The organism is Bradyrhizobium sp. WSM3983, from assembly GCF_000473045.1.
Taxonomy (GTDB): Bacteria; Pseudomonadota; Alphaproteobacteria; order Rhizobiales; family Xanthobacteraceae; genus Bradyrhizobium.
Genome location: NZ_AXAY01000003.1, coordinates 126,033 through 150,307, shown reverse-complemented (window position 1 = coordinate 150,307; position 24,275 = coordinate 126,033). Strand labels below are relative to the sequence as shown.

The 24,275-nt window shown below is 64.4% G+C and carries 23 protein-coding genes; 18 read left to right on the top strand and 5 right to left on the bottom strand.

Translation table 11 applies throughout. The features are described from left to right. Nucleotides 1-17 precede the first annotated feature (17 nt). The 15 genes from YUA_RS0105840 to lpxB all read left to right on the top strand — a co-directional run bounded on the left by YUA_RS0105840 (nucleotide 18) and on the right by lpxB (nucleotide 17,644). Nucleotides 18-2,459: a caspase domain-containing protein gene (locus YUA_RS0105840; protein ID WP_027529835.1), complete on the top strand. Its 2,442-nt coding sequence runs from the start codon at nucleotides 18-20 to the stop codon at nucleotides 2,457-2,459. Between the two features lie 209 nt (nucleotides 2,460-2,668). Further along, complete coding sequence (locus tag YUA_RS0105835; protein WP_027529834.1) at nucleotides 2,669-3,661, top strand: 30S ribosomal protein S2; 993 nt, start codon at nucleotides 2,669-2,671, stop codon at nucleotides 3,659-3,661. 132 nt (nucleotides 3,662-3,793) lie between these two features. After that, entirely contained in the window at nucleotides 3,794-4,717 is a 924-nt protein-coding gene (tsf, locus tag YUA_RS0105830; RefSeq protein WP_027529833.1) for a translation elongation factor Ts, read from the top strand. A gap of 60 nt (nucleotides 4,718-4,777) precedes the next feature. Further along, nucleotides 4,778-5,494 (top strand): UMP kinase, encoded by a 717-nt coding sequence (gene pyrH / locus YUA_RS0105825; RefSeq protein WP_027529832.1) that lies wholly within the window; start codon nucleotides 4,778-4,780, stop codon nucleotides 5,492-5,494. A 71-nt stretch (nucleotides 5,495-5,565) separates the two neighbouring features. Then, nucleotides 5,566-6,129, top strand: coding sequence for a ribosome recycling factor (frr, locus tag YUA_RS0105820; protein ID WP_027529831.1), 564 nt, complete (start codon nucleotides 5,566-5,568; stop codon nucleotides 6,127-6,129). Nucleotides 6,130-6,252: 123 nt separating this feature from the next. After that, nucleotides 6,253-7,011, top strand: a complete 759-nt coding sequence (locus YUA_RS0105815; protein WP_027529830.1) for an isoprenyl transferase — start codon at nucleotides 6,253-6,255, stop codon at nucleotides 7,009-7,011. Nucleotides 7,012-7,064: 53 nt separating this feature from the next. After that, the gene (locus tag YUA_RS0105810) at nucleotides 7,065-7,850 is read left to right on the top strand and encodes a phosphatidate cytidylyltransferase (protein ID WP_035970604.1); all 786 of its coding nucleotides are present in this window, start codon (nucleotides 7,065-7,067) and stop codon (nucleotides 7,848-7,850) included. A gap of 4 nt (nucleotides 7,851-7,854) precedes the next feature. After that, the gene (gene dxr, locus YUA_RS0105805) at nucleotides 7,855-9,078 is read left to right on the top strand and encodes a 1-deoxy-D-xylulose-5-phosphate reductoisomerase (RefSeq protein WP_027529828.1); all 1,224 of its coding nucleotides are present in this window, start codon (nucleotides 7,855-7,857) and stop codon (nucleotides 9,076-9,078) included. A 44-nt stretch (nucleotides 9,079-9,122) separates the two neighbouring features. Beyond that, nucleotides 9,123-10,274, top strand: a complete 1,152-nt coding sequence (gene rseP, locus YUA_RS0105800; protein ID WP_027529827.1) for an RIP metalloprotease RseP — start codon at nucleotides 9,123-9,125, stop codon at nucleotides 10,272-10,274. Between the two features lie 175 nt (nucleotides 10,275-10,449). Further along, entirely contained in the window at nucleotides 10,450-12,984 is a 2,535-nt protein-coding gene (bamA, locus tag YUA_RS0105795) for an outer membrane protein assembly factor BamA (protein WP_027529826.1), read from the top strand. Between the two features lie 175 nt (nucleotides 12,985-13,159). After that, nucleotides 13,160-14,227, top strand: coding sequence for a UDP-3-O-(3-hydroxymyristoyl)glucosamine N-acyltransferase (gene lpxD / locus YUA_RS0105790; RefSeq protein WP_027529825.1), 1,068 nt, complete (start codon nucleotides 13,160-13,162; stop codon nucleotides 14,225-14,227). Continuing rightward, on the top strand, nucleotides 14,224-14,685 hold the full coding sequence (gene fabZ / locus YUA_RS0105785) for a 3-hydroxyacyl-ACP dehydratase FabZ (protein ID WP_027529824.1): 462 nt from the start codon (nucleotides 14,224-14,226) through the stop codon (nucleotides 14,683-14,685). Before lpxD ends, fabZ begins: the two co-directional genes overlap by 4 nt. A gap of 115 nt (nucleotides 14,686-14,800) precedes the next feature. Continuing rightward, entirely contained in the window at nucleotides 14,801-15,592 is a 792-nt protein-coding gene (lpxA, locus tag YUA_RS0105780) for an acyl-ACP--UDP-N-acetylglucosamine O-acyltransferase (protein ID WP_027529823.1), read from the top strand. A 19-nt stretch (nucleotides 15,593-15,611) separates the two neighbouring features. Beyond that, nucleotides 15,612-16,469 carry an LpxI family protein gene (locus YUA_RS0105775; protein ID WP_035970603.1) on the top strand — a complete coding sequence of 286 codons (858 nt, stop codon included), beginning with the start codon at nucleotides 15,612-15,614 and terminating at the stop codon, nucleotides 16,467-16,469. Beyond that, the gene (lpxB, locus tag YUA_RS0105770) at nucleotides 16,466-17,644 is read left to right on the top strand and encodes a lipid-A-disaccharide synthase (RefSeq protein WP_084292159.1); all 1,179 of its coding nucleotides are present in this window, start codon (nucleotides 16,466-16,468) and stop codon (nucleotides 17,642-17,644) included. Before YUA_RS0105775 ends, lpxB begins: the two co-directional genes overlap by 4 nt. A 25-nt stretch (nucleotides 17,645-17,669) precedes the next feature. Here the strand turns inward: lpxB and YUA_RS43545 are convergent, their stop codons facing one another. The 5 genes from YUA_RS43545 to YUA_RS0105745 all read right to left on the bottom strand — a co-directional run bounded on the left by YUA_RS43545 (nucleotide 17,670) and on the right by YUA_RS0105745 (nucleotide 20,457). Further along, entirely contained in the window at nucleotides 17,670-18,446 is a 777-nt protein-coding gene (locus tag YUA_RS43545; RefSeq protein ID WP_063627775.1) for a GntR family transcriptional regulator, read from the bottom strand. Between the two features lie 162 nt (nucleotides 18,447-18,608). Then, complete coding sequence (locus YUA_RS43540) at nucleotides 18,609-18,983, bottom strand: 2Fe-2S iron-sulfur cluster-binding protein (protein WP_051383103.1); 375 nt, start codon at nucleotides 18,981-18,983, stop codon at nucleotides 18,609-18,611. Continuing rightward, complete coding sequence (locus YUA_RS0105755) at nucleotides 18,983-19,279, bottom strand: hypothetical protein (protein ID WP_027529820.1); 297 nt, start codon at nucleotides 19,277-19,279, stop codon at nucleotides 18,983-18,985. The genes YUA_RS43540 and YUA_RS0105755 overlap by 1 nt, the downstream gene beginning before the upstream one ends. Nucleotides 19,280-19,343: 64 nt before the next feature. After that, nucleotides 19,344-19,676, bottom strand: a complete 333-nt coding sequence (locus tag YUA_RS0105750; RefSeq protein ID WP_027529819.1) for a 2Fe-2S iron-sulfur cluster-binding protein — start codon at nucleotides 19,674-19,676, stop codon at nucleotides 19,344-19,346. Between the two features lie 10 nt (nucleotides 19,677-19,686). Beyond that, complete coding sequence (locus tag YUA_RS0105745) at nucleotides 19,687-20,457, bottom strand: TenA family transcriptional regulator (RefSeq protein ID WP_027529818.1); 771 nt, start codon at nucleotides 20,455-20,457, stop codon at nucleotides 19,687-19,689. A gap of 248 nt (nucleotides 20,458-20,705) precedes the next feature. Here YUA_RS0105745 and YUA_RS0105740 point away from each other — a divergent pair, with 248 nt between their 5' ends. Genes YUA_RS0105740 through YUA_RS0105730 form a run of 3 tightly spaced genes read left to right on the top strand, consistent with a single transcriptional unit; the run spans nucleotide 20,706 to nucleotide 24,259 of the window. Further along, nucleotides 20,706-22,256: a hypothetical protein gene (locus tag YUA_RS0105740; RefSeq protein ID WP_035970542.1), complete on the top strand. Its 1,551-nt coding sequence runs from the start codon at nucleotides 20,706-20,708 to the stop codon at nucleotides 22,254-22,256. A gap of 16 nt (nucleotides 22,257-22,272) precedes the next feature. Continuing rightward, nucleotides 22,273-23,769, top strand: a complete 1,497-nt coding sequence (locus tag YUA_RS0105735) for an aldehyde dehydrogenase family protein (protein ID WP_198029377.1) — start codon at nucleotides 22,273-22,275, stop codon at nucleotides 23,767-23,769. A gap of 16 nt (nucleotides 23,770-23,785) precedes the next feature. Further along, a complete protein-coding gene (locus YUA_RS0105730; RefSeq protein WP_027529815.1) occupies nucleotides 23,786-24,259 on the top strand; it encodes a heme-binding protein in 474 nt (157 codons plus the stop codon). The last annotated feature ends 16 nt before the right edge of the window (nucleotides 24,260-24,275 follow it).

The window sequence follows — 24,275 nt, the reverse complement described above, 5'->3', positions numbered from 1 at the left end:
TAGCGGGCAAGCAAGCCATGCGCGGGACACACAAGGCCTTCATCTGCTTTCTTCTGCCGATCCTCGTCGTTGCAGGTGCGCTCACGCCAGTGCGTGCGCAGCAGCAGGAAAAGCGCATCGCGCTCGTGGTCGGCAACGGCGCCTATTCGAAGTCGCCGCTGGCAACTACCGCGAACGATGCCGGCCTGATCGCGCAGACGCTGCAGGCGGCGGGCTTCGACGTGGTCGGCGCGCGCGATCTCGACGGTGACACGCTGCGCAAGAGTCTTCGCGATTTCATCCAGAAGGCGCAGGCCTCGGGACCCGGCACCGTCGCGATGATCTATCTGGCCGGCTATGGCGTGCAGTTGGCCGGTGAGAACTATTTCATCCCGGTCGATTCCAACATCGCGCGCGACACCGACATTCCGACCGAGGCCCTGCGCATCAGCGACTATGCCCGCCAGCTCGCCTCGATCCCGCTCAAGGCCAACATCATCGTACTCGACGCAGCGCGCGCGCAACCCTTCATCGAGGGCGGCCAGCAGCCGATCGCGAGCGGCTTGGCGCTGGTCGAGCCCGATCCGAACATGCTGATCGCCTTCAACGCGGCGCCGGGCACAGTGGCGCCGGAAGAGCCGGGGCCGTACGGCATCTATGCACAATCGCTCGCGGAGATGATCCGCACCGGCGGGTTGTCGTTGCCGGAGGTGTTCGACCGCGTTCGCTTGCGCGTCAACGAGGCCTCGAAGGGCGCGCAAGTGCCCTGGGACGACCAGAAGATCAGCGCGCAATTCACCTTCTTCGAGCGTGCCCCCGATGCGCCGCCGCCGCAGGCCGCGCCGGATCAGGTCGCGGCGATCCGTAACAAGCCGATCCGCGATCTCGGTGTGCAGGATGCCTATGCGGCCGCGCTCGAGCGCGACACGCTGCCGGCCTATGAGGATTTTCTCGCCGCCTATCCCGGCGATCCCCTTGCGAAGCGGGTGATGGCGATCGTGGCGGCGCGCCGCGAGGCGATCACCTGGCGGCGGAGCTATCGCGCCGATACGCCCGACGCCTATTGGTCGTATCTGCGTCGTTATCCGGGCGGGCCGCATGCGGGCGATGCGCGGCGCCGGCTCGCGATCCTGACCGCCCCGCTCGAGCCGCCGCCGACATTCGCGATGATGGACTATGACGTGCCGCCACCGCCGCCGGAGGAGGTGGTCTATGTCGACCGTCCGGTGCTGCTGTTCGGCGATCCCGAGTTCGGCTTCGCCCCGCCACCGCCGCCGCCGGTATATTTCTGCCCGCCGCCGCCGCCGGACTTCGTGGTGCTGCCGCCGCCGCTGCCCGTGGTCGGCCTGTTCGTGCTGCCGCAGCCCATGTTCGTGCCGATCCCGGTGTTCGTCAGGCCGCCGATCTATGTGGCGCCGCCGCCGAACAACATCATCTATGCGAACATCCACAACACCACGGTCATCAACACCGTGATCAACCAGTCCGCGGCTCCGCCGCCGCCCGGCAACGTGGCTGCCGCCGCTGCTGCTGCGGCAGGCACCACGACGGCGGGTGCATCCACCCACGTACCCAATATTGTTCGGGAGCGGGCACTCGCTGTTCAGAAGAATCCGACTCAGCCGCTCAACCCGAGCCAGGCTGCTTTCGTCAGCAACCCGACGGCAAAGCCGGGAACGATCGTCCCGACAAAGGCCAATCTCGCGCCGAACAATGCTGCTCCAGTGAGTTCAACGCCGCTCCAGGGCCATGCGCTGCCGCTTCCGGACCCGAAGACAGGGCCCGGATCGTCAGGGACGGGGCCGCAGCCCGGACTCCAGGCGCCGAAAGCCGGCCTAGGTTCGACCACGACGGCGCCTGTCGGCGGCACCCCCCAAACGCATCCCAATGCAGCGACGGCGCCGGCCAACACGACCGCGCCCGCCAATGCTACGACCACGCCGGCCGGCAAGCCACCCGTGGCGCAAACGCCGGCAGTCGGCGGGCCGGAGCCGCACGCGAAGTCACTGGCACATGAGCCGGCGGTGACCGCGCCGACCGCGACCCCGACCGGCAAGCCGGCCGTGACCGGTGCAAAGCCGCCGCCCCCTCCGTCGCCGCCGGTGGCTGCGCGGGAGCCGATCCGGCCGCAGAATCAGCGGGCCGCGCCACCGCCTGTGCAGGCCACAAGGCCGGCCCCGGTCGCGCCGCATCCGCAGGCGATCGCAAGGCCGACGCCCCCGCCACCGCCGCGGGTAGCAGCACCACCGCCGCGGGTGGCGGCCCCGCCACCGCCACCACGTCCGCCTGTCGCCGCCGCACGGCCCGCACCGCCGCCGGTTGCAGCCGCCCGGCCGGCCCCACCGCCAATGGCAAGACCGGCCCCGCCGCCTCCTCCGCCGCGGGTCGCGGTCGCGCCGCCGCCACGGCCGGCCGCCCCGCCGCCGCGCCCTGCCGCGCCGGCCCCGAAAAAATGCCCGCCCAACCAGCCAAAGTGCTAGCGGGCAGGGCGGGATTGCCGGATTGGGCCTTTCGCGGGCGGTAGAAGTCCCGAAAGGTCCTTATTTCCTTGCTTCTGGCCGAAATGGCGCTATATAGCGCGCCATCTCACACGGAAGCATGGCTCACAAGGCCGTCCGGTGGCAGCCGGGGCGACAACGCTCCGTCTTGCTCACACGCTTCCGGAGGAACCAACCGGAGAATTAGAACGATGGCACTACCCGATTTCACTATGCGTCAGTTGCTCGAAGCTGGCGTGCACTTTGGTCACCAGTCTCACCGCTGGAATCCGAAAATGGCCCCGTTCATTTTCGGCGCTCGCAACAACATCCACATCGTCGACCTCGCCCAGACCGTGCCGATGCTGCACACGGCCCTCCAGGCCGTCAGCGACACCGTGGCCAAGGGCGGCCGCATCCTGTTCGTCGGCACCAAGCGCCAGGCGCAGGATGGCGTCGCGGACGCGGCCAAGCGTTGCGCGCAGTATTTCGTCAATTCGCGCTGGCTCGGCGGCACGCTCACGAACTGGAAGACGATCTCCGGCTCGATCAAGCGCCTGCGCCATCTCGACGACGTGCTGGCCGGTGGCGATGCCAGCTCCTACACCAAGAAGGAGCGCCTGACGCTTCAGCGCGAGCGCGACAAGCTCGATCGCTCGCTCGGTGGCATCAAGGACATGGGCGGTCTGCCCGACATGATCTTTGTGATCGACACCAACAAGGAAGACATCGCGATCCAGGAGGCCCAGCGCCTCAACATCCCGGTGGCCGCGATCGTCGACACCAATTCGGACCCGAAGGGCATCACCTACGTGGTGCCGGGCAATGACGACGCCGGCCGCGCGATCGCGCTGTATTGCGATCTGATCGCACGCGCGGCGATCGATGGTATCTCTCGCGCCCAGGGCGATTCCGGCATCGATATCGGTGCATCGACCCGGCCGGTCGCCGAAGAGCTTCCGACCGCGACCAGCGGCTTCCAGGGCCTTGCCGGTCCGCGCGGCACCGCCGACGACCTCAAGAAGCTCCCCGGCGTGTCGGGCGCGATCGAGAAGAAGTTCAACGACCTCGGCATCTTCCACTTCTGGCAACTCGCCGAGCTCGATCACGACACCGCGCACAAGATCGGCGAAGAAGTCGGTCTGCCGAGCCGCGCGGACGCCTGGGTGGCTAAGGCCAAGGGGCTGACCGCGGAAGCGGAATAGTCAGAGCGATGGGTTGGCCGGATCAGCTCCGGCCACCATTTCATTCAGTTGACGCGAATTCCTGAGATGGACCGCGGCGGGGCAATTGGAGCCGCGCCGCGGCGAACCGGCAGGCAAGAAGGATTTTCAACGATGGCAACGATCACAGCTGCGATGGTCAAGGACCTGCGCGAGTCCACCGGCGCAGGCATGATGGACTGCAAGGCCGCGCTGACCGAAAACGACGGCAACATGGAAGCGGCGCAGGATTGGCTGCGCAAGAAGGGCCTGTCGAAGGCCGCCAAGAAGTCGGGCCGCGTCGCGGCCGAAGGCCTCATCGGCGCGCTCACACAGGGGAACAAGGGCGTCGTGGTCGAGGTCAACTCCGAGACCGACTTCGTCGCGCGCAACGGTCAGTTCCAGGGCCTGGTCAAGATGATCGCCCAGGTCGCTTTCCACGTTGGCGCCGACGTCGAGAAGATCAAGGCCGCCAAGGTCGGTGACGTCACGGTGGAAGCCGCGATCAACGACGCGATTGCCACCATCGGCGAGAACATGACGCTGCGCCGTGCCGCTTCGCTCGAAGTGAGCCAGGGCGTGGTGTCGAGCTACGTCCACGGCGCGGTCGTCGAAGGCGCGGGCAAGATGGGCGTGATCGTGGCGCTCGAATCGCCCGGCAAGGCCGATGAGCTCGCAGCGCTCGGCCGCCAGATCGCGATGCACGTCGCCGCCGCCAACCCGCTCGCGCTCGAGCCGTCCGGTCTCGATCCGGCCGTGGTCAAGCGCGAGAAGGACGTGCTCGCCGACAAATATCGCCAGCAGGGCAAGCCGGAGAACGTGATCGAGAAGATCGTCGAGTCCGGCCTGAAGACCTACTACAAGGAAGTCTGCCTGCTCGAGCAGGCCTTCATCCACGACAGCGGCAAGTCGGTGGCGCAGGCGGTGAAGGAAGCCGAAGGCAAGGTCGGCGGCGCCGTGAAGATCGCGGGCTTCGTGCGCTATGCTCTCGGCGAGGGAATCGAGAAGCAGGAATCGGACTTCGCGGCTGAGGTCGCGGCGGCCAGCGGTAAGAAGTAAGCGCCGGAACGTTCGTTCCGGCGTGCCGCCGGAAGCGGCGCCCGGACGAGGAAAGTGCTCATGACTGATCCGGTCTATCGTCGCGTCGTGATCAAGCTGTCCGGCGAATATCTCGCGGGACAGCAAGGCTTTGGCATCGATCAGCCGACCATGGACCGGGTCGCGGACGATCTGATCGCCGCCCATCAGCTCGGCACCGAAATTGCGGTCGTGATCGGCGGTGGCAATATCTTTCGTGGCGTCGACGTGTCCTCCCGCGGCGTGTCGCGCCCGACCGGCGACACCATGGGCATGCTTGCCACCATGATGAACTGCCTCGCGCTCGAAGCTACGATCGAACGCAAGGGCATGCCGGCGAGGGCGCTCTCGGCGTTCGTCATGCCCGAGGTTTCCGAGCTGTTCACCCGTGCGGCGGCGCACAAATATCTCGCCGAGGGCCGGATCCTGTTGCTTGGCGGCGGAACCGGCAATCCGTTCTTCACCACGGACACGACGGCGGTGCTGCGCGCCGCCGAGATCGGCGCCCAGGCGGTGCTGAAGGCGACCAATGTCGACGGCGTCTACTCGGCCGATCCGAAGAAGGACCCGTCCGCCACGCGATTCGACCGGCTGACGCATTCGCAGGCCATCGAGGGCGGCTACAAGGTGATGGATGCGACCGCCTTCGCACTTGCCCGCGAGACGTCGCTGCCTATCATCGTATTTTCGATCGCTGAGCCCGGTTCGATTGACGCGATTCTACGCGGCACCGGCCACGGGACGATCGTCGCCGGCTGACGGTTCGTCCGGCGCGCGTGCCCCAGGCAAGGGGCGCGGTGAGGGCGCCGGGATATTGAAGGAGAAACGTGATGGCCACGGGTAATTTCGACCTCGACGAAGTGAAGCGCCGCATGCAGGGCGCGATCGCGTCGCTCAAGCACGAGCTTGGCGGCCTGCGGACGGGACGCGCCTCCGCGTCGATGCTGGATCCGGTTCAGGTCGAGGCCTATGGCAGCCATATGCCGCTGAACCAGCTCGCCACCGTCAGCGTGCCGGAGCCGCGCATGATCTCGGTGCAGGTCTGGGACAAGTCGATGGTCAAGCCGGTCGAGAAGGCGATCGTCGATTCCAATCTCGGCCTGTCGCCGGCGACCGAAGGCCAGGTGCTGCGCCTGCGCATTCCCGAGCTGAACGAGGAGCGCCGCAAGGAGCTCGTCAAGGTCGCGCACAAATACGCCGAAGCCGCCAAGGTCGCCGCGCGTCACGTCCGTCGCGACGGTCTCGATGTTCTGAAGAAGCTCGAGAAGAATCACGAGATGTCGGAGGACGATCAGAAGCGTCACGCCGACGAGGTGCAGAAGGTGACCGACGGCACCATCACCGAGATCGACCAGCTGCTGGCCACCAAGGAAAAAGAAATCCTCACCGTCTAAAGCGCGAAGAGGATCATCATCGCGCTTTAGACTATTGTTCGCGCATGATCTTGTCGGAAAACCGCTTCGCACTTTGCGCTAACGCGGCCCTTCGGGTCCGGATCATGTTTTAAGGCTGCCGTCATGTCCAACGCCGCCGCGCCTGCAACGGAAGGACCCGACCGGTCCGACGCGCCTGCGCATGTCGCCATCATCATGGATGGCAACGGGCGTTGGGCGGCCGCGCGCGGTCTGCCTCGGGCGGAGGGGCATCGCCGCGGCGTCGAGGCCTTGCGCCGCGTGGTGCGTGCCTCGCACGAGCTCGGCATCCGCTATCTCACCATCTTCTCTTTCAGCTCGGAGAACTGGTCGCGCCCGGCGAGCGAGATCGGCGATCTCTTCGGCCTGTTGCGCCGCTTCATCCGCAACGATCTCGCGAGCCTGCATCGCGACGGCGTCAAGGTCCGCATCATCGGCGAACGCGATGGGCTCGAGGGCGATATCTGCGCGCTGCTGAACGAGGCCGAGGAATTGACGCGCGACAACACGCGCCTGACGCTCGTCGTCGCCTTCAATTACGGCTCGCGGCAGGAGATCGCGAAGGCGGCGCAAAAGCTCGCGCGCGAAGTCGCAGACGGCAAGCGCGATCCTTCTTCGATCGACGCCGATGCGCTCGGCGCCCATCTCGACGCGCCCGACATTCCCGATCCCGATCTCATCATCCGCACCAGCGGCGAGCAGCGCCTGTCCAATTTCCTGATGTGGCAGGCCGCCTATAGCGAGCTCGTGTTCGTGCCGATCCACTGGCCCGATTTCGACAAGGCGGCACTCGAGAGTGCGATTGCCGAATTCGCCAGACGCGAGCGCCGTTTCGGCGGCCTGGTCGCGAAAACCGCCTCGTGAGCGAATCCGACGCCGAAGCAGCGGGCTCGAAGCCTGCTCCCAGCAATTTCCTGATGCGAGTCCTCGCGGCGCTGGTGCTGGCGCCGCTCGCCATTGCGGTCGCTTACGCCGGCGGCTGGCTGTGGGCGCTTCTCGTCACCCTGGTGTCGATCGGACTGTTCGCGGAATGGCTGATGGTGGTGGGGGCGGGATCCGCTGCGCTGACCGGGGCAGGGACGATCGTCATTGCCATGATGGGGGCCTGCGTCGCCTTCGGCGCACTGAAGACTGCCGTCATCACCGGCTGCGTCGGCGGTGCGATCGTGACGCTGATTGCGCGGGGCAAGTTCGTCTGGGCCGCGACCGGATTCGCCTATGCCTCCGCGGCACTGCTGGCCTCGATCCTGGTGCGGCAGGATCTCGTGCACGGCTTCGCTGCGCTGATGTTCGTGCTGCTCGTGGTGTGGGCGACCGACATCGGCGGCTATTTCGCCGGCCGTAGCATCGGCGGACCAAAGCTGTGGCCGCGTGTCAGCCCGAAGAAGACCTGGGCTGGGGCGCTCGGCAGCGTCGTGGTAAGCCTCGCGGTCGCGGGCGGTTTTGCCGCCTCCGGCTTCGGCAAGGCGGTTCCACTCTTGGTCCTCAGTGCGGTCCTCACGGTGGTCTCGCAGGCGGGCGACCTGTTCGAATCCGCGGTGAAAAGGCGCTTCGGCGTCAAGGATTCCAGTCACTTAATTCCCGGCCATGGCGGACTTCTGGACCGCCTGGACGGCTTTGTCGCCGCCATCCTGGTGGCATGGATTATCGGTTTCCTCCGCCATGGTGTGCATAGCGCCGGAAGCGGTCTTATGGTTTGGTGAGGATATGAGCGCAGTCCCTTTGCGTAACAACAAGCCGGCTGCGGCCGACATCCGCAGCGTCACGGTTCTCGGCGCCACCGGCTCGATCGGCGACAGCACGATGGATCTGTTGCGCGCCTCGCCCGAGCGCTACCGCGTCGAGGCCTTGACGGCGAATGGCAATGTCGAAGCGCTGGTGAAGCTCGCGAAGGAATTCTCCGCGCGCTTCGTCGCGATCGCAGACACCTCCAAGCTCGCCGAGCTCAAGTCCGCACTTGCGGGCACGAGCACCGAATGTGGCGCCGGCGAAAGCGCGGTGATCGAGGCGGGCGCGCGTCCGGCCGATTGGGTGATGGCGGCGGTGAGCGGCGCGGCCGGACTGAAGCCGGCCTTGGCTGCGGTCGATCGCGGCGCGCATGTCGCGCTCGCCAACAAGGAATGCCTGGTTTGCGCCGGCGATTTCTTCATGCAGCGCGCAGCGAAAGCGGGCGCCTGCATCCTGCCGGCCGATTCTGAGCACAACGCGCTGTTTCAGGCGTTGGCATCGGGCAACCGCGACGAGCTGGTTCGCGTCATCATCACCGCCTCGGGCGGCCCGTTCCGCACCTGGAAGCCGGCCGACATCGAGCAGGCGACCCTCGAACAGGCCCTGAAGCATCCGAACTGGAGCATGGGCCAGAAGATCACGATCGATTCCGCCTCGATGATGAACAAGGGGCTCGAGGTGATCGAGGCGTCCTATCTGTTCGCGCTCGCGCCGGATGAGATCGACGTCCTGGTGCATCCGCAGTCGATCATTCACGGCATGGTCGAGTTCTCCGACCGCTCGGTGATGGCCCAGCTCGGCTCACCCGACATGCGCACGCCGATTGCCCATTGCCTCGGCTGGCCCGACCGGATCAAGGGACCGGCAGCCAAGCTCGATCTGGCCAAGATCGGCCAGCTGACCTTCGAGGCACCGGATTTCGAGCGGTTCCCCGGGCTTCGTCTGGCATTCGATTCGCTCCGGCACGGGAAGGGGGCGACCACCGTCTACAACGCCGCCAACGAAGTCGCGGTCGCGGCCTTCATCGCCGGCAAGATCCGGTTCGGCGCCATTGCCCGGCTGGTCGAGGCGACGCTGGAGGACTGGATCCGGGGCGGGAACCAAGGCCCCATGATGTCAGCAGATGATGCAATATCCGTTGACCATGTTTCGCGAAATAAAGCTGCCGCCCTATTGCCTCAAATTGCCTTAAAGGCATCCTAGGTAGTTCGGGGCCAGGGCCTTGCGGCGCTGGATGAGGGAATTCGATGATCGACTTTTTTACCCATAGTTTCAATGCGTTGAGCCATGGGCTCCTCGGCTACGTCGTTCCCTTCCTGTTCGTCCTGACCATCGTCGTGTTCTTCCACGAGCTCGGCCATTTTCTGGTCGCGCGTTGGGCCGGCGTTCGGGTGTTAACCTTCTCGCTCGGTTTCGGACCTGAGCTGGTTGGTTTCAACGACCGTCACGGCACCCGCTGGAAGATCTCCGCGATTCCGCTTGGCGGCTACGTCAAGTTCTTCGGCGACGAGAGCGAGGCTTCGACCCCGTCGGCTGAAACGCTCGCGGCCATGACCGCCGAGGAGCGCGCCGGCAGCTTCCACCACAAGAAGGTCGGCCCGCGCGCCGCCATCGTCGCGGCCGGTCCGATCGCCAATTTCATCCTTGGCGCCCTGATTTTCGCAGTCATGGCGCTGTATTACGGCAAACCGAGCACGATCGCGCGCGTGGACGGCGTCGTCGCCGACGGTGCTGCGGCCGCCGCCGGCTTCAAGATCGGCGACGTCGTCGTACAGATCGACGGCAAGCCGATCGAGAGCTTTGCCGACATGCAGCGGATCGTCGCGACGAGCGCCGGTTCGGCACTGGCTTTCCAGGTGAAGCGGGATGGCGCGGTGGTGTCGCTGACCGCGACGCCGGCGCTGCTCGAGCGCAAGGATCCATTCGGCAACAGCCACCGGGTCGGTGTGCTCGGTGTCGAGCACAAGTCCCAGGCAGGTGAGGCCTCGACCTCGCCGGTCGGCGTGGGCGAGGCGCTCAAGATCGGGGTCGAGCAGGTCTGGTTCATCATCACCAGCACCTTCAAGTTCCTGGGCTCCTTGTTCATCGGCCAGGGCAATCCGAATGAGGTCAGCGGCGTTCTCGGCATCGCCAAGATGTCGGGGCAGGCGGCCAGCGCCGGGTTCCAGTTTGTGATCAATCTGTGCGCCGTGCTGTCCGTCTCGATCGGGCTATTGAATCTGTTCCCGATCCCGCTGCTCGATGGTGGCCACCTTCTGTTCTACGCAGCCGAGGTGGTCCGCGGTCGTCCGCTGTCCGAGCGTACCCAGGAAATGGGGTTCCGAATCGGGCTCGGTCTGGTGCTGATGCTGATGGTGTTCGCGACCTACAACGACATCCTTCGGATGGCGGCTTCCTGATGGGGGCTTTTTTGTGGCGTTGCTGTTGAGCAACGTCTTGGAATGAAATTGAAATTGCGGCGCGCTCGGCCGTTTGCGACGTCGGGGAAATTGGCTACAAGCGGCTTGAACTTGGGGAATCTCCCAGACCGGCTTTGGGGTTGGGTCTGGTAAGTTGATAAGGGCGCGTTGCGCAATGAAGTTTGGACTGCGACTCCGGGGGGGCTTGCTCGCAACCCTGATCATGTTCGGCGCGCCGGTGGTTGCCCCGATTGGGGCTGTTTTCGTGTCTTCGTCTGCGCTTGCGCAGGCCGTGCAGTCGATTTCCGTCGAAGGGAATCGCCGCGTCGAGGTGGAGACGATCCGCTCCTATTTCAAGCCCGGCCCCGGTGGCCGCCTGGATCAGGCCGCCATCGATGACGGCCTCAAGGCACTGATCGAGACCGGCCTGTTTCAGGACGTGAAGATCAACCGCGGTGCCGGCGGCCAGATCGTCGTTTCCGTGGTGGAAAACCCGGTGATCGGCCGCATCGCGTTCGAGGGCAACAAGAAGATCAAGGACGAGCAGCTCACCGCCGAAATCCAGTCCAAGGCTCGCGGCACGTTCTCCCGCGCCATGGTGCAGTCGGACACGCTGCGCATCGCCGAAATCTATCGCCGCTCCGGCCGTTATGACGTGTCGGTCACGCCCGAGATCATCGAGCAGCCGAACAACCGCGTCGATCTCATCTTCACGGTCAATGAAGGCGCCAAGACCTCGGTCAAGTCGATCGAGTTCATCGGCAACAATGCGTTCTCGTCCTACCGCCTCAGGGACGTCATCAAGACGCACGAATCGAATCTGCTGAGCTTCCTCGGCAGCGGTGACATCTACGATCCGGACCGCGTCGAGGCCGACCGCGACCTGATTCGCCGCTTTTACCTAAAGAACGGCTTCGCCGACGTTCAGGTGGTGGCCGCGCTCACCGAATACGATCCCGAGAAGAAGGGCTTCAATGTCACCTTCAAGATCGAGGAAGGCCAGCAGTACCGCGTCGGTACCGTCGATTTCCGCTCCAGCATCCCGAACTTCGATCCGAGCTCGCTGCGCAGCTTTTCGCGCGTCGGTGTCGGGTCGCTCTACAACGTCGAGTCGGTCGAGAAGTCGGTCGAGGACATGCAGATCGAGGCCTCGCGCCGCGGCTATGCCTTCGCGGTGGTGCGTCCGGGCGGCGATCGCAATTTCGATGCGCACACCGTCTCCGTCGTGTTCAACGTCGACGAGGGTCCGCGCACCTATATCGAGCGCATCAACATCCGCGGCAACACCCGTACCCGTGACTACGTGATCCGTCGCGAGTTCGACCTCTCGGAGGGCGACGCCTACAATCGTGCGCTGGTCGATCGCGCCGAGCGCCGCCTGAAGAACCTCGATTACTTCAAGAGCGTGAAGATCACGACGGAGCCGGGCTCTTCCAGCGACCGCGTGGTCCTGATCGTCGATCTCGAAGAAAAGTCGACCGGCGACTTCTCGGTCTCCGGTGGTTACTCCACCACCGACGGCGCGCTGGCCGAAGTCTCGGTCTCCGAGCGTAACCTGCTCGGCCGCGGTCTGTTCGCCAAGGCCTCAGTCACCTACGGCCAGTACGCCCGCGGCTATTCGCTGTCATTCGTCGAGCCGTATCTGCTCGACTACCGCGTCGCGCTGGGCCTCGACCTCTATCAGCGCACCCAGCTGTCCAACAACTACATCTCCTACGGCACCAAGACGCTCGGCTTCTCGCCGCGCCTCGGCTTCTCCCTGCGTGAAGATCTGTCGCTCCAGCTGCGCTACTCGATCTACCGGCAGGAAATCACGCTGCCGTCCTACTTGGCGAACTGTAACAACGTCCTCGGTTCGTCGGCGTTCAACCCGAGCCCGGCTTTTGCCGCCGCTAACGGCATCGACCTGACCTCGACCAACGGCCTCGGCTGCTACAGCGACGGCGAAGCCTCCCTGCCGGTCCGCAAGGAGCTTGCGAACGGCAAGACGCTGACCTCGGCGCTCGGCTACACGCTGACCTACAACACGCTCGACAACAACAAGAACCCGACCGACGGCCTGCTCATCGACTTCAGGCAGGACTTCGCCGGCGTCGGCGGCGACGTCTCCTACCTGAAGACCGTGGCCGATGCGAAGTACTACCAGTCGCTGGTGTCTGACCTCGTCGGCCTCGTCCACCTCCAGGGCGGTATCCTGAACAAGATCGGCAACAACGATCTGCGCATGCTGGATCACTTCCAGATGGGTCCGAACCTCGTCCGCGGCTTCGCGCCGAACGGTATCGGCCCGCGCGATATGAATCCGTTTGGTACGCAGGATGCGCTTGGCGGCACCAAATATTGGGGCGCGTCGCTGGAATTGCAGATGCCGTTCTGGTTCCTTCCGAAGGAAGTGGGTCTGAAGGGTGCTGTTTACGCCGACGCCGGCGGTCTCTTCGACTATCAGGGCCCGACGACGTGGTCGGTGACCAACGAAATGACCACGACCAGGAACTCGAGCTGTACGCCATCGACCATCAACCCGGCCACGGCTGGAACTTGTACCGGCCTGGTGTATGACAATGGCAATGTGGTCCGCTCGTCGGTCGGTGTCGGCCTGATCTGGGCCTCGCCGTTCGGACCGTTGCGCTTCGACTACGCAGTGCCGCTCACCAAGGGCAAGAATGACCGCACGCAGGAATTCCGGTTCGGCGGCGGCACCTCGTTCTAATTCGATCAGCAGGGCATGACCCGGCCGCCTGGGAATTCCCTTGGGGAATTCCGTTGGGGAGTTCCCTTGGGGAATTCCCTCGGGCCGGCTGCCAAAAAGATCGTGATCAATCCATGAGATAAGGCATGATGCGGCCTTGCCGCTTCATGCCGAAGCCGGACCGCGATGGGGTGGAATGGCGCAGCCGACCTTCTTCAAAAAACCGCCGGCATCAACGCTGGCCGACATCGCCGCGCTGACCAAGGCGCAACTGGTCGACCCTTCCCGGGGCGGTCATGTCATCGCGGGTCTTGCTTCGCTGGACGAAGCCGGCCCGATGCATCTGGCATTCTTTGACAACCTCAAATACGCCGACGAGCTCAAGGCGACCAGGGCTGGCGCCTGCCTGGTGAGCCCGCGCTTCGAGGCTCAGGTGCCCGCCCATGTGGCCGTGCTGCGGGTGGCGCAGCCGTTCCGCGCCTTTGTCGGGATCGCCCGGGAATGGCATGGCGATGCGCTGCGCCCACAGTCCTGGTTCGGCAATGACGGTATTGCGCCATCGGCCATCATCGACCCGTCGGCGCGGCTGGAGGACGACGTCATCGTCGAGCCGCTGACCGTCATCGGTCCGGATGTCGAGATCGGCAGCGGCACCGTGATCGGCGCCGGTGTGGTCCTTGGCCCGGGCGTCAAGATCGGCCGGGACTGCAATGTCGGCGCCCGCACGGCCATCCAGTGCGCACTGATCGGCAACAACGTGCTGATCCACCCCGGCTGCTCGATTGGCCAGGACGGCTACGGCTTCATCTTCTTCGGCCCCGAGGGCCATCTGAAAGTGCCCCAGACCGGCCGTGTGCTGATCCAGAACAATGTGGAAGTCGGCGCCGGCACCACCATCGATCGCGGCTCCTTGCGCGACACCGTGATCGGCGAGGGCACCAAAATCGACAATCAGGTCCAGATCGGCCACAATGTAACCATTGGCCGGAATTGCCTGCTGGCGGCCCAGATCGGGCTCGCGGGCAGCCTGACGATCGGCGACAACGTGGCGCTGGGGGCAAAGGTTGGCATCAACAATCACCTCAAGATCGGTGACGGGGCCCAGGTCACCGCGATGAGCGGCGTCAAGGACGACATCCCGCCGAACGGACGTTGGGGTGGCTTCTTTGCCAAGCCGACCAAACAATGGTTCAAGGAAATTATCGCGGTGGAACGCCTGGTACGCGACAGCAAGGCCGATCCGAAGAACGAGGGACGGGAATGACGGCGGAATCACCTGTTAAGTTCGAGCTGGTGGACATCAACGCGATCCTCCAGACGCTGCCGCACCGTTTTCCGATGCTGCTGATCGACCGGGTGATCAACATCCGGGCCGATTACAGCGGCATCGGCATCAAGAACGTCACCTTCAACGAGCCGGCCTTCCAGGGCCATTTCCCCGAACGTCCGGTCTATCCGGGCGTCATGATGATCGAGGCGATGGCCCAGACCGCGGGCGTGATCGGCATCAAATCGGTCGAAGGCACCGAGAAGCCGCGGGCGGTCTATTTCCTCACCATCGACAAGTGCAAGTTCCGCAAGCCGGTGCTGCCCGGCGATACCATCGAGTATCACATGCGCTCGGTCGGCCGCCGCAAGACCATGTGGTGGTTTCACGGTGACGCCAAGGTCAACGGCCAGGTCGTCGCCGAAGCCGATGTCGGGGCGATGCTGACGGACTGAGGTCATTCGCCTTCTTCTGAAACACGCCGAGATCATACGTCACTGGACAGATCGGGCGCGGTCGCGCTAACCACCGGAAAGCCGAGCAAGTTCAACACATAGTCAGACCTTCTTGATGAGTAAGATCGACCCCACCGCACGGGTGGAAGACGGCGCCGTGATCGGCGAGGGCACCGAGATCGGGCCCTTTTGCATCATCGGTCGTAACGCCCGGATTGGGGCCAATTGCAAGCTGATCGGACAGGTCTCCGTCATCGGCCATACCTCGGTCGGGGACAATTGCCTGATCTCGCCGTTTGCGGTGCTCGGCGGCGCGCCGCAGGACCTCAGCTACAAGGGCGAGCCGACCACGCTCGAGATCGGCTCCGGCTGCACGATCCGCGAAGGCGCGACGATGAACGTTGGCACCGTCAAGGGCGGCGGGCACACGCGCGTCGGCAACGACGGCTATTTCATGAACAACAGCCATGTCGGCCATGACTGCATGGTCGGCAACAACGCGATCTTCGCGACCTCGGCGACGCTCGGCGGTCATTGCGAGATCGGCGACGCCGTCTATATCGGCGGGCTGTCCGCGGTGCATCAGTTCACGCGCATCGGCTCCTATGTGATGGTCGGCGGCCTTTCGGGCGTGCGCGACGACATCATTCCGTATGGGCTCGCCAACGGCCAATATGCGGTGCTGGAGAGCCTCAATCTCATTGGCATGAAGCGGCGCGAGTTCACCAGGCAGCGGCTTGCGACCGTGCGTGGCTTCTACCAAAAACTCTTCCATGGCCCCGGCACATTCGCCGAGCGGCTGGAGGCGGTGCGGCCCCTTGAGAGCGAAGATCCTGCGATCGCCGAAATCCTGGGCTTCATCGGCAAGGGCAAGCGTCCGCTCTGTCTTCCCACCATCGAGAAGTGACGTCGGGATGGCCGCGGACATGACATCGGCGGCTCCAGGAATTTCATCACCGGTCGGCGTGGTCGCGGGCGGTGGCGCGATGCCGTTCGCGGTTGCCGACTCGCTCGCCGCGCGCGGCATCACGCCGGTGCTGTTTCCGCTGCGAGGCGCCTGCGATCCGGTGCAGGTGGAGAAATTCCGCCACCGCTGGATCTCGGTCGGTCAGCTCGGCCGCGCCATGCGGCTGTTCCGCGACGAGGGCTGCCGCGACCTGATCTTCATCGGCACGCTGGTGCGGCCTTCACTCACGGAGATCCGCTTCGATGTCACGACGCTGCGGCTGCTCGGTAACGTCGTCCGAGCCTTTCGCGGCGGCGACGATCATCTGTTGTCCGGCGTCGGCCGCATCCTCGAGCAAGGCGGTTTTCGCATGGTCGGCATCAAGGACGTCGCGCCCGACCTACTGATGCCGGAGGGCTGCATCACCCGCGCCTGGCCGGCCGACAACGCCAAGAGCGACATCGAACGCGGGCGCGCGGTGCTCACCGCGCTCGGGCCGTTCGACATCGGTCAGGCCGCCGTGGTGATCGACGGCCATGTGGTCGCGGTCGAGGACATCGAGGGCACCGATGCGCTGCTGGCGCGCGTGGCGCGGCTGCGCGAGGAGGGCCGTATTCGTGCCGCCACGGGCCGTGGCGTGCTGGTCAAGGCGCCGAAGAGTGGCCAGGATTTGCGCTTCGACCTGCCGACGATCGGCGCGCGCACGATCGAGGGCGTCGCGAAGGCCGGCCTTGCCGGTGTCGCGGTGATTGCCGGCAACACCATCGCCGCCGAGCCGCAGGCGATGATCGGGCTGGCCGACGCCAAATATCTCTTTGTCGTCGGTCTGCCCGCGTGATGCAGACCCGCGATCCCAAGCGGAAGATCTTTCTGATCGCGACGGAGGAATCCGGCGACCGGCTCGGCTCGGCGCTGATGAAGGTGCTGCGCCAGCGCCTCGGTGACGGCGTGCAGTTCGAGGGCGTCGGCGGCCGCACCATGGCGCGCGAGGGCCTCGAGACGCTGTTCCCGATCGAGGAGCTGTCGATCGTTGGCTTCGCTGCCGTGGTGCAGCAACTGCCGAAGATCCTGCGGCTGATCCGCGAAACCGCGGATGCCGTGACCGAGTCCGCGCCCGACGCGCTCGTCATCATCGACAGTCCCGATTTCACCCATCGCGTTGCGCGCCGCGTGCGCGCGAAGAATCCGGCAATCCCCGTCGTCGACTACGTCTCGCCCTCGGTCTGGGCCTGGCGGCCCGGCCGCGCGCGCGCGATGCTCGGCTATGTCGATCATGTGCTGGGTCTGCTGCCGTTCGAGCCGGAGGAGTACCGCAAGCTGAAAGGGCCGCCATGCAGCTATGTCGGCCATCCCCTGATCGAGCAATTGCCGTCGCTGCGCCCGAACCCTGACGAGCAAACGCGCCGCGACAGCGAGCCGCCGGTGCTGCTGGTGCTGCCGGGCAGCCGCCGCAGCGAGATCCGGCATCATCTCGGTCTGTTCGGTGCTGCGCTCGGGCGATTGCAGGCCGAGGGCCGCGCGTTCGATTTGATGCTGCCGACCATGCCGCATCTCGAAGCCACCGTCCGCGAGGGCGTGGCGAGTTGGCCCGTCAAGCCGCAGATCGTGGTCGGCGAAACCGAGAGGCGCGCTGCGTTCCGGATCGCGCGCGCGGCATTGGCGAAATCCGGCACGGTGACGCTTGAGCTGGCGCTATCGGGCATTCCCATGGTGACGGCCTATCGCGTCGGCGCGATTGAGGCCTTCATCCTGCGCCGCGCGATCCAGGTGTCTTCCGTGATCCTCGCCAATCTCGTGATCGGCAACGACGTGATCCCCGAGTTCCTGCAGGAAGACTGCACGCCGGAGAAGCTCGCAGCCGCACTGTCCGAGGTGCTGACGGAGACGCCGATGCGCAAGCAACAAGTCGAGGCTTTTGCCCAGCTCGACACCATCATGTCCACCGGCAACAAATCGCCGAGCGTGCTCGCCGCCGACATCGTGCTCGCGACGATGCGGAGGGGGCGGCGGTAGTCAAGCGCTGGTCGGAACTTGTGGGCTACTTCTTTGCACGTCCGCCAGCAGTGGTGCGGGGCCGCGGCGGCTTTGCATCCGCCGTGCTCGGTCTTGCGGACAGGCCTTCCAGCGATGGGCTTTCCTCGGGGATATGGAGCGTCGACAGAAAATCGGCGCCGGCCCGCATCACGTGCTCGGCTGCAAGCGTGGCGGCTGCGCGTTCGTCGCCTGCGATGATCGCGCGCAGGATGCCAGCATGCTCATCCCAGGTGCGCGCCTGACGCTCCGGGTCGGTCGGCGCGAACAGCATCGCGGTTCGCTCGCGAAGCTTCTTGAGCAGCTCGGACAGGACGCGATTGCGACCGGCCGAGGCAAGCTCGTGGTGAAATTGCTGATTCAGGCCGGGCAGGAGATCGAAGCGTTTGGCGGCGACGGCATCGGTGCCCTTGGTCAGCACGGCCCCGATCCGCGCAAGGATATCCTGATCGCGACGGCGGGCGGCCAGCCGCGCATTCTGGCCCTCGAGCAGCGCGCGAACCTCGATCGTCTCGCGCGCTTCCTCGTCGTTCATGGCCAGAACCGATGCGCCGCGCCGCGCGGTCACTTCGACGAGGCCTTCGGTCGTGAGCACGCGAATCGCTTCTCGCACCGGATTGCGAGAGACGCCGAGTTCCTCCGCAAGACGGCCTTCCACCAGTCGTTCGCCGGGTTTGAGCCGGCGGCTCAAAATGGCTTGGCGCAGCTCCTCGATGACTCTGTCGTGGAGGGAGAGGTAGTCGTCACCCAGACGTCGTTTGGAGTTTCCCAGCCTGCCCGCCATAAGGTGACTCGATCAGCCATTTCGATTGGAGTTGTGACCAGCGCGGCGAAATCCGATCCGCAACCGAACGGAATTCTCGGCACTGTCAGCACAAGCGTACTTAGACCGGCCGAGGTACGGCCGCAAGCCGTTGGTCTCCCCCAGGTGTGTCGCGTCCACCTGTCAATCTGACGCTTCCGGTGTGGGGCTCGGGCGAGCGCCCGCGGCGGTCTGCGTTGGCGTCCAGGACACGCTGACGTCGCCTGTGAGAAATGTCTGACATGCCATTCGGTAGCCGGCGGCGAATTGCTCGTCGGTGACGTGCTTTCGCTCCTTCGGCTTGATCGCGTCGGTGTTTTCAAGGCCCTTCTCGATCAGGCATTTGCACGTTCCGCAAATCCCGCCGCCGCATTTGAAGGGAATGCCGCCCTGCTCGCGCAGGGAAACGCGCAGCAAATTGCTGTCGACCGGGGCCGTAACGGTCTTCCCGTTGTTGGTCACAAAGGTGACCTCGATCATGCCGGTCTTCGCGACAGGCGCGTCGGTGCTATCGGACATCACGATTTGCGCAGCTTCGTGTCCATGTGACCGAACGTAGTGAGATGCTCGAGCTCCCGATAGGCGAGTTCGGGCGTCGCGAATCTCTCGAGGAATTTGGAGGGCACCTCGTTCACGATCGGGGGCGACCAGGCTTCGTCGATCACCTTGATCTTGGTCTCCTTGAGCAACTCGGCAATCACGAACGTCGCCTTCTTCGTTCCGTAGAACAAGTAGTCGTAGGCGGCGAGGGGGCGCAACCCGTCGACGATTTCGGTTCGGAACAGTCCATCCTTGCTGGTCAGGATCACATACATGGCTCATGTCTCCAGTGTTCGTCGCCGATTGACTCCAGGCTCGTGCGCCCTGCGCAGCGTGCGATCAGGCGGTCTTGCCGGGCGCAACCACGTCGGCGAGCGGCGTTGCCTCCTGCGACAGCTCGACGTCATGGGTGAGCCAGAGTTGACAGGCGAGGCGGTAGCCAAGTTCGATTCTCGCGCCAAGTCGTTTCTTCTCCTTCCAGTTCGGCTCAGGAAGATGTTCGGCTCCCTTGATGATCAGGGCTGCGCACTTCCCGCATTTGCCCATGCCGCAGCCATAGAGGAAGTTCGGATACGGAAACTGGCGAATGCCCGCCCTCACGACAAGATTGGTGTTTTCCTTGATCTCGCCGTGAAAGGTCTGGCCGTTCCGATGAAAAACGACGTTGGGCATAACGCTCGGCTCAGGCTTGCAGCAGGGTCCGCTCGTCGGCGGGAACCTTGTTCTCGCTGAATTCGAGCTCGGACAGTGGAATGTCATTGGCGACGTAGTCGTGATAGAGGGCGGTCGTGTAGAGCAGCCGCATTTGTGCGCCGATTTCGCAGATCTTCAGGCAGCGCTGCTGAAGCTCGACGGTGTTGGCGTGCTCGAGCACGATCTGGTAGCCGCGTTCGCCGTGAATTTCGTCCGAGACGATGTGGAGGTCGAAGAACTCGACTTCCTCGTCCGTGAATTTGTACTTCTCGCGCAAGGTTGGCGTCTGCTTGCGGTAGATCGACGGCACCTGCGACTCCAGGCCGACGACGAGGCCCGCCACCGCCACGATCGGATCCTCGCGCATTGCGACCGCATAGCACCAGCTTTGCAGCCCCCGCGTCGTGGCGGTCATGTTGTCGGGGTCCTTCACCCGCCCTGCAGTCGTGCCGCAGGCCTCGGCGAAGCGGATCAGAAGATCGGTGTGGCGATCACCGCCGATCTCTTCCTCATACATGTTGGCAAGCAGGAAGTCCTTGGCTTCCTGATACTGCTCGGGCATCCGCGCATAGATGTAGCCGAGATAATCGGCGAACGGACCGACATAGTGAAAATGGTTCTCCGCCCAGCGCGCGAGATGCGCGCGGCTCAGCTTGCCGCTCGCCCAGGCGACGCTGAAGGGTGCCTTGTTGGCGCTCTTGCCCTTGATGGCGTTTTCGAGGGCCGCGCGGAATTCCACGTGGTTCATCAGTCTTTGCATTGTTGCGCTCCTGTCGCCGGTGGGTTGGTATACAGTATGTAATTTTGGTTCGCTGGTCAATGTCGGGGAATGGCGACGGTTGCGAGCGAGGCTGCCGATGGGAAAAGCGAAGTCCTACGCATAAATGGGGCAAATGAGCGAAATATTGGCAGTTGCCTATCGACGGTCTTGTGCAAGGTGGTGAAATAAAATTCTTGCCAAAACAGAATACAGTATACAAGATTGCGTGAATTTGGGGGAGGCTGCACATGACACTGCAATCGCAAGTTCCGATCGTCGCCGCACACTGGGTTTACCTGCTCGGCGTGGCCGTCATCGTCCTGACGATGATCTGGCGCGCCAATGTGGTCGTTCCGTCCGTGGTCGCGACTTTCCTGGTCGCGCTGGCCTGGACGCATAGTCCGATCGCCGCGCTTGGGAGCATCTTCAATGCGAGCTTCACTGCGGCGAAGGAGCTCTTCAACATATTCCTGGTGATCGCACTCATGACGGCGCTGTTGAATGCGCTCAAGGTGTTGCGCTCCGACATCCGCATGGTCGAGCCTTTTCGCGCGGTGATGAAGGACGGCCATACGGCCTATTTTGTGCTGGCCGCCATCACTTACGTCATTTCACTGTTCTTCTGGCCGACGCCGGCTGTCCCCCTGGTGTCGGCGGTGCTGCTGCCCGCGGCGATCGCAGCCGGACTGCCGCCGCTCGGCGGCGCCCTTGCAATCGCGATTGCCGGGCAGGGCATGGCGCTGTCATCCGACTACGTGATCGGCGTTGCGCCTGGCATCAGCGCGAAGGCAGCCGGTGTCGCGGTCAGTGCCGCAACGGTCGCCGACCGGGCGCTGGTGCTGTCGCTGATCACCGGCGTGATCGCGCTGGTGCTGGGCTATGTCGCGATCCGAAAGCTCATCACCAAGCCGGACGAGATGCTGCTCGAACGCTGGCAAGCGCAGTCGGCAAACGGTGAGCTCGCCCGGATAGAGGAGGAGGGCTCGTTCGACAAGGCCGAGATCGCGCGTGGGACCGCTGGCGGCCAGAAGGAATTTGCAACACAGGCGCAGATCGACTTGGTGCTCGCAGCAATTCCCGGCCGGCGCGAGACCTGGTCCAAATTCTTTGCAGTCGCCACACCGATCGCCTTTTTGGGCGTCATCGTCGTGATGGTGCTTTCGAAGCTCGGCATCGGGCACGACCTCAAGGGCGGCGACGCTGCGGCCCTCGTTGGCGGCGTTGCGATGGCGCTGATGATCTGCGCGTCATTCGTGACCGATCGACTGCGGCAGAGCCTGGACGACAGCGCGGAGCATGTCACCGCGGGCTTCGTTTTCGCGTTCAAGGCCATGGGCTCGGTGTTGCCGATCGCCGGCTTCTTCTTCCTTGGCGCCGAGCAGGGACTTTCCGCGCCGATCCTCGGCGTACCGGCGGCGCAGGCGCCTAATCTCCTGTTCGAGCTCGTCCAGGCTGCGCAGCACTGGATCCCTGGCAATCAGGCCTTCGTTGCGTTCGGCGTGCTGATCGCCGGTATGATCACCGGCATCGACGGTTCGGGTTTTGCCGGCTTGCCACTCACCGGCGCGCTGTCTGGAGCGCTGGCGCCTACCGTGGGGCTCGATCCCGCCACGCTTGCCGCGATCGGCCAGATGGGCGCGGTCTGGACCGGAGGCGGCACCCTGGTCGCGTGGTCGTCCCTGATCGCGGTGGCCGGTTTCGCCCGTGTTGCGGTCTTCCAGATCGTTCAGACCGTCGTGGTCCCGGTGCTGGTGGGGCTGGCTGCGTCCACGGTCAGCGCGATCCTGATCTGGCACTGACAGGGGTTTGGCAAACATGAGCAACGTTGCGATGAAGAGTGCACACGGTTCCGATGTCGGCCACACAGGCGTCGAGGAGTTCCAGAACTACATCGGTGGCGAATGGTGCTCGAGCAAGGCGGAGCGGTTCGACAACATCAATCCAGCGGAGACGTCCGATATCGTCGGCCGCTTCCAAGCGTCTTCGGCGGAGGATGCAGAGCGCGCAGTCGCGGCGGCCTCGGCTGCGTTCCGAAGCTGGAAGAAAATGCCGATCTCGAAGCGCGCCGTCATCCTGAACAAGGCAGCTGACCACCTCGAGGCACATGCGGACCGGACGGCACGCGAGATGACCCGGGAAATGGGCAAGTCCCTCGGTCTTGCCAAGGACGAAATACTGCGTTCGGCCCAGACCTTGCGGTTCTACGCGATCGAGGGCCAGACCCTGTCGGGCGAGGTATTTCCGAACGACGATCCTGACATGACCGTTTACACGCTGCGCGAGCCGCTCGGCGTCGTGTCGGTCATCACGCCTTGGAATTTTCCGATATCGATACCCAGCCGCAAGATCGCACCGGCGCTCATTACCGGAAACACTGCCGTCTTCAAGCCGTCCTCCGATGCGCCGCTCAGCGGATACCGGCTGGCCGAGGCGTTCGTTGCGGCCGGCTTGCCGAAGGGGGTGCTGAACTTCGTCACAGGCAGTGCCGCCGAGATCGGCCCCGCCATTACCGTGCCGCCTGCCATCCGGGCGATCTCCTTCACGGGATCGACGGCCGCCGGCGAGCGGATCTGCCGTTCCGTCGGGTTCACCACCCGCACCCAGATGGAGCTGGGCGGCAAAAATCCGCTGATTGTCATGGACGATGCCGATCTCGACCATGCGGTCGACTTGACCGTGAAGGGAGGGTTCTCGCTCGCGGGGCAGGCCTGTACCGGCACCAGCCGGGTGCTCGTCATGAAACAGGTTCTTGCGGAGTTTACCGAGAGGCTGGTCGCCAGAGTGAAAACCCTCAAGATCGGCGGCGGGCTCGTTGCCGGAATGGACATGGGGCCGCTGGCAACCGCCAGACAGCTCGAAACGGTGCTGAATTATATCGAGATCGGAAAGCGGGAGGCGACGCTGCTTCATGGCGGCGAGCGGCTCACCGGCGCCGGATACGACGGCGGCTATTATGTTGCGCCAGCGATTTTCACCGGCGTCACCCAGGAAATGACGATCGCGCGCGAGGAGATCTTCGGACCGGTGATTGCAATCATCGAGGTCGACTCGTATGCGGATGCTATCGCCAAGGCCAATGACAGCGAATACGGATTGTCGGCTGCGATCGTGACACGCAATCCGCGCGTCATGCATGATTTTGCGGACGACATTCAATCGGGCACGGTCAAGATCAATCGCACCACGACCGGAAATCTGGTCAACGCGCCGTTTGGCGGTCTCAAACAGTCGAGCACATCGACGTTCCGGGAATCCGGTCGCACCGGGCTCGAATTCTATACGCAGACCAAGACCGTCTATCGCGGATGCTGATGCGGGAGGGCACGACATGAAATTATCGATCAAGCTTGAATTGTCCGAGGCCAGGCACATGGTTGCTGCAGCCCTGACCAAGGCCGCCGAGCTCGGTGTACCGGAAACGGTTTGCGTGGTGGACGATGGCGGTTATCCGCTCGTTCTCGAACGGATGGACGGCGCACGCGTCACGGGTCCGCAGATCGCCTGGAACAAGGCCTTCACGGCCGCGGGACACAAGCGCTCGACCCATCTGTTCAACCAGATGCCCAATGGCCCGGCACTGCCCGGCAACGAAGCCTTCGGAATCCAGTGGAGCTTTGAAGGCCGGTTTGCCGTGTTTGTCGGCGGCTTTCCGATCGTGGTCGACGACGAGGTCGTGGGTGGCGTGGGACTGAGCGGGGGCAACGGCGAGCAGGATACTCAATGCGGCGTGGCTGCCTTGAAGGCGCTCCAGGAGCTGCTAAACGACCATCGCGTGCTGGTCGCCGCCGACATCAAGAAGTGACGCCCGCTACCGAATA

Bases quoted from the DNA above. Each gene is read 5' to 3' on its own strand.
- YUA_RS0105755 (WP_027529820.1), bottom strand. From the start codon at position 19,279: ATGTATGTGATCCTGACCAGCAAGGATGGACTGTTCCGAACCGAAATC.
- fabZ (WP_027529824.1), top strand. From the start codon at position 14,224: ATGACGGCGGAATCACCTGTTAAGTTCGAGCTGGTGGACATCAACGCG.
- YUA_RS0105815 (WP_027529830.1), top strand. From the start codon at position 6,253: ATGTCCAACGCCGCCGCGCCTGCAACGGAAGGACCCGACCGGTCCGAC.
- bamA (WP_027529826.1), top strand. From the start codon at position 10,450: ATGAAGTTTGGACTGCGACTCCGGGGGGGCTTGCTCGCAACCCTGATC.
- YUA_RS0105775 (WP_035970603.1), top strand. From the start codon at position 15,612: ATGACATCGGCGGCTCCAGGAATTTCATCACCGGTCGGCGTGGTCGCG.
- YUA_RS0105740 (WP_035970542.1), top strand. From the start codon at position 20,706: ATGACACTGCAATCGCAAGTTCCGATCGTCGCCGCACACTGGGTTTAC.
- dxr (WP_027529828.1), top strand. From the start codon at position 7,855: ATGAGCGCAGTCCCTTTGCGTAACAACAAGCCGGCTGCGGCCGACATC.
- YUA_RS0105730 (WP_027529815.1), top strand. From the start codon at position 23,786: ATGAAATTATCGATCAAGCTTGAATTGTCCGAGGCCAGGCACATGGTT.
- pyrH (WP_027529832.1), top strand. From the start codon at position 4,778: ATGACTGATCCGGTCTATCGTCGCGTCGTGATCAAGCTGTCCGGCGAA.
- YUA_RS0105745 (WP_027529818.1), bottom strand. From the start codon at position 20,457: ATGCAAAGACTGATGAACCACGTGGAATTCCGCGCGGCCCTCGAAAAC.
- YUA_RS43545 (WP_063627775.1), bottom strand. From the start codon at position 18,446: ATGGCGGGCAGGCTGGGAAACTCCAAACGACGTCTGGGTGACGACTAC.
- YUA_RS0105735 (WP_198029377.1), top strand. From the start codon at position 22,273: ATGAGCAACGTTGCGATGAAGAGTGCACACGGTTCCGATGTCGGCCAC.
- YUA_RS43540 (WP_051383103.1), bottom strand. From the start codon at position 18,983: ATGTCCGATAGCACCGACGCGCCTGTCGCGAAGACCGGCATGATCGAG.
- YUA_RS0105835 (WP_027529834.1), top strand. From the start codon at position 2,669: ATGGCACTACCCGATTTCACTATGCGTCAGTTGCTCGAAGCTGGCGTG.
- frr (WP_027529831.1), top strand. From the start codon at position 5,566: ATGGCCACGGGTAATTTCGACCTCGACGAAGTGAAGCGCCGCATGCAG.
- lpxD (WP_027529825.1), top strand. From the start codon at position 13,160: ATGGCGCAGCCGACCTTCTTCAAAAAACCGCCGGCATCAACGCTGGCC.
- tsf (WP_027529833.1), top strand. From the start codon at position 3,794: ATGGCAACGATCACAGCTGCGATGGTCAAGGACCTGCGCGAGTCCACC.
- YUA_RS0105840 (WP_027529835.1), top strand. From the start codon at position 18: ATGCGCGGGACACACAAGGCCTTCATCTGCTTTCTTCTGCCGATCCTC.
- lpxA (WP_027529823.1), top strand. From the start codon at position 14,801: ATGAGTAAGATCGACCCCACCGCACGGGTGGAAGACGGCGCCGTGATC.
- YUA_RS0105810 (WP_035970604.1), top strand. From the start codon at position 7,065: ATGCGAGTCCTCGCGGCGCTGGTGCTGGCGCCGCTCGCCATTGCGGTC.
- YUA_RS0105750 (WP_027529819.1), bottom strand. From the start codon at position 19,676: ATGCCCAACGTCGTTTTTCATCGGAACGGCCAGACCTTTCACGGCGAG.
- rseP (WP_027529827.1), top strand. From the start codon at position 9,123: ATGATCGACTTTTTTACCCATAGTTTCAATGCGTTGAGCCATGGGCTC.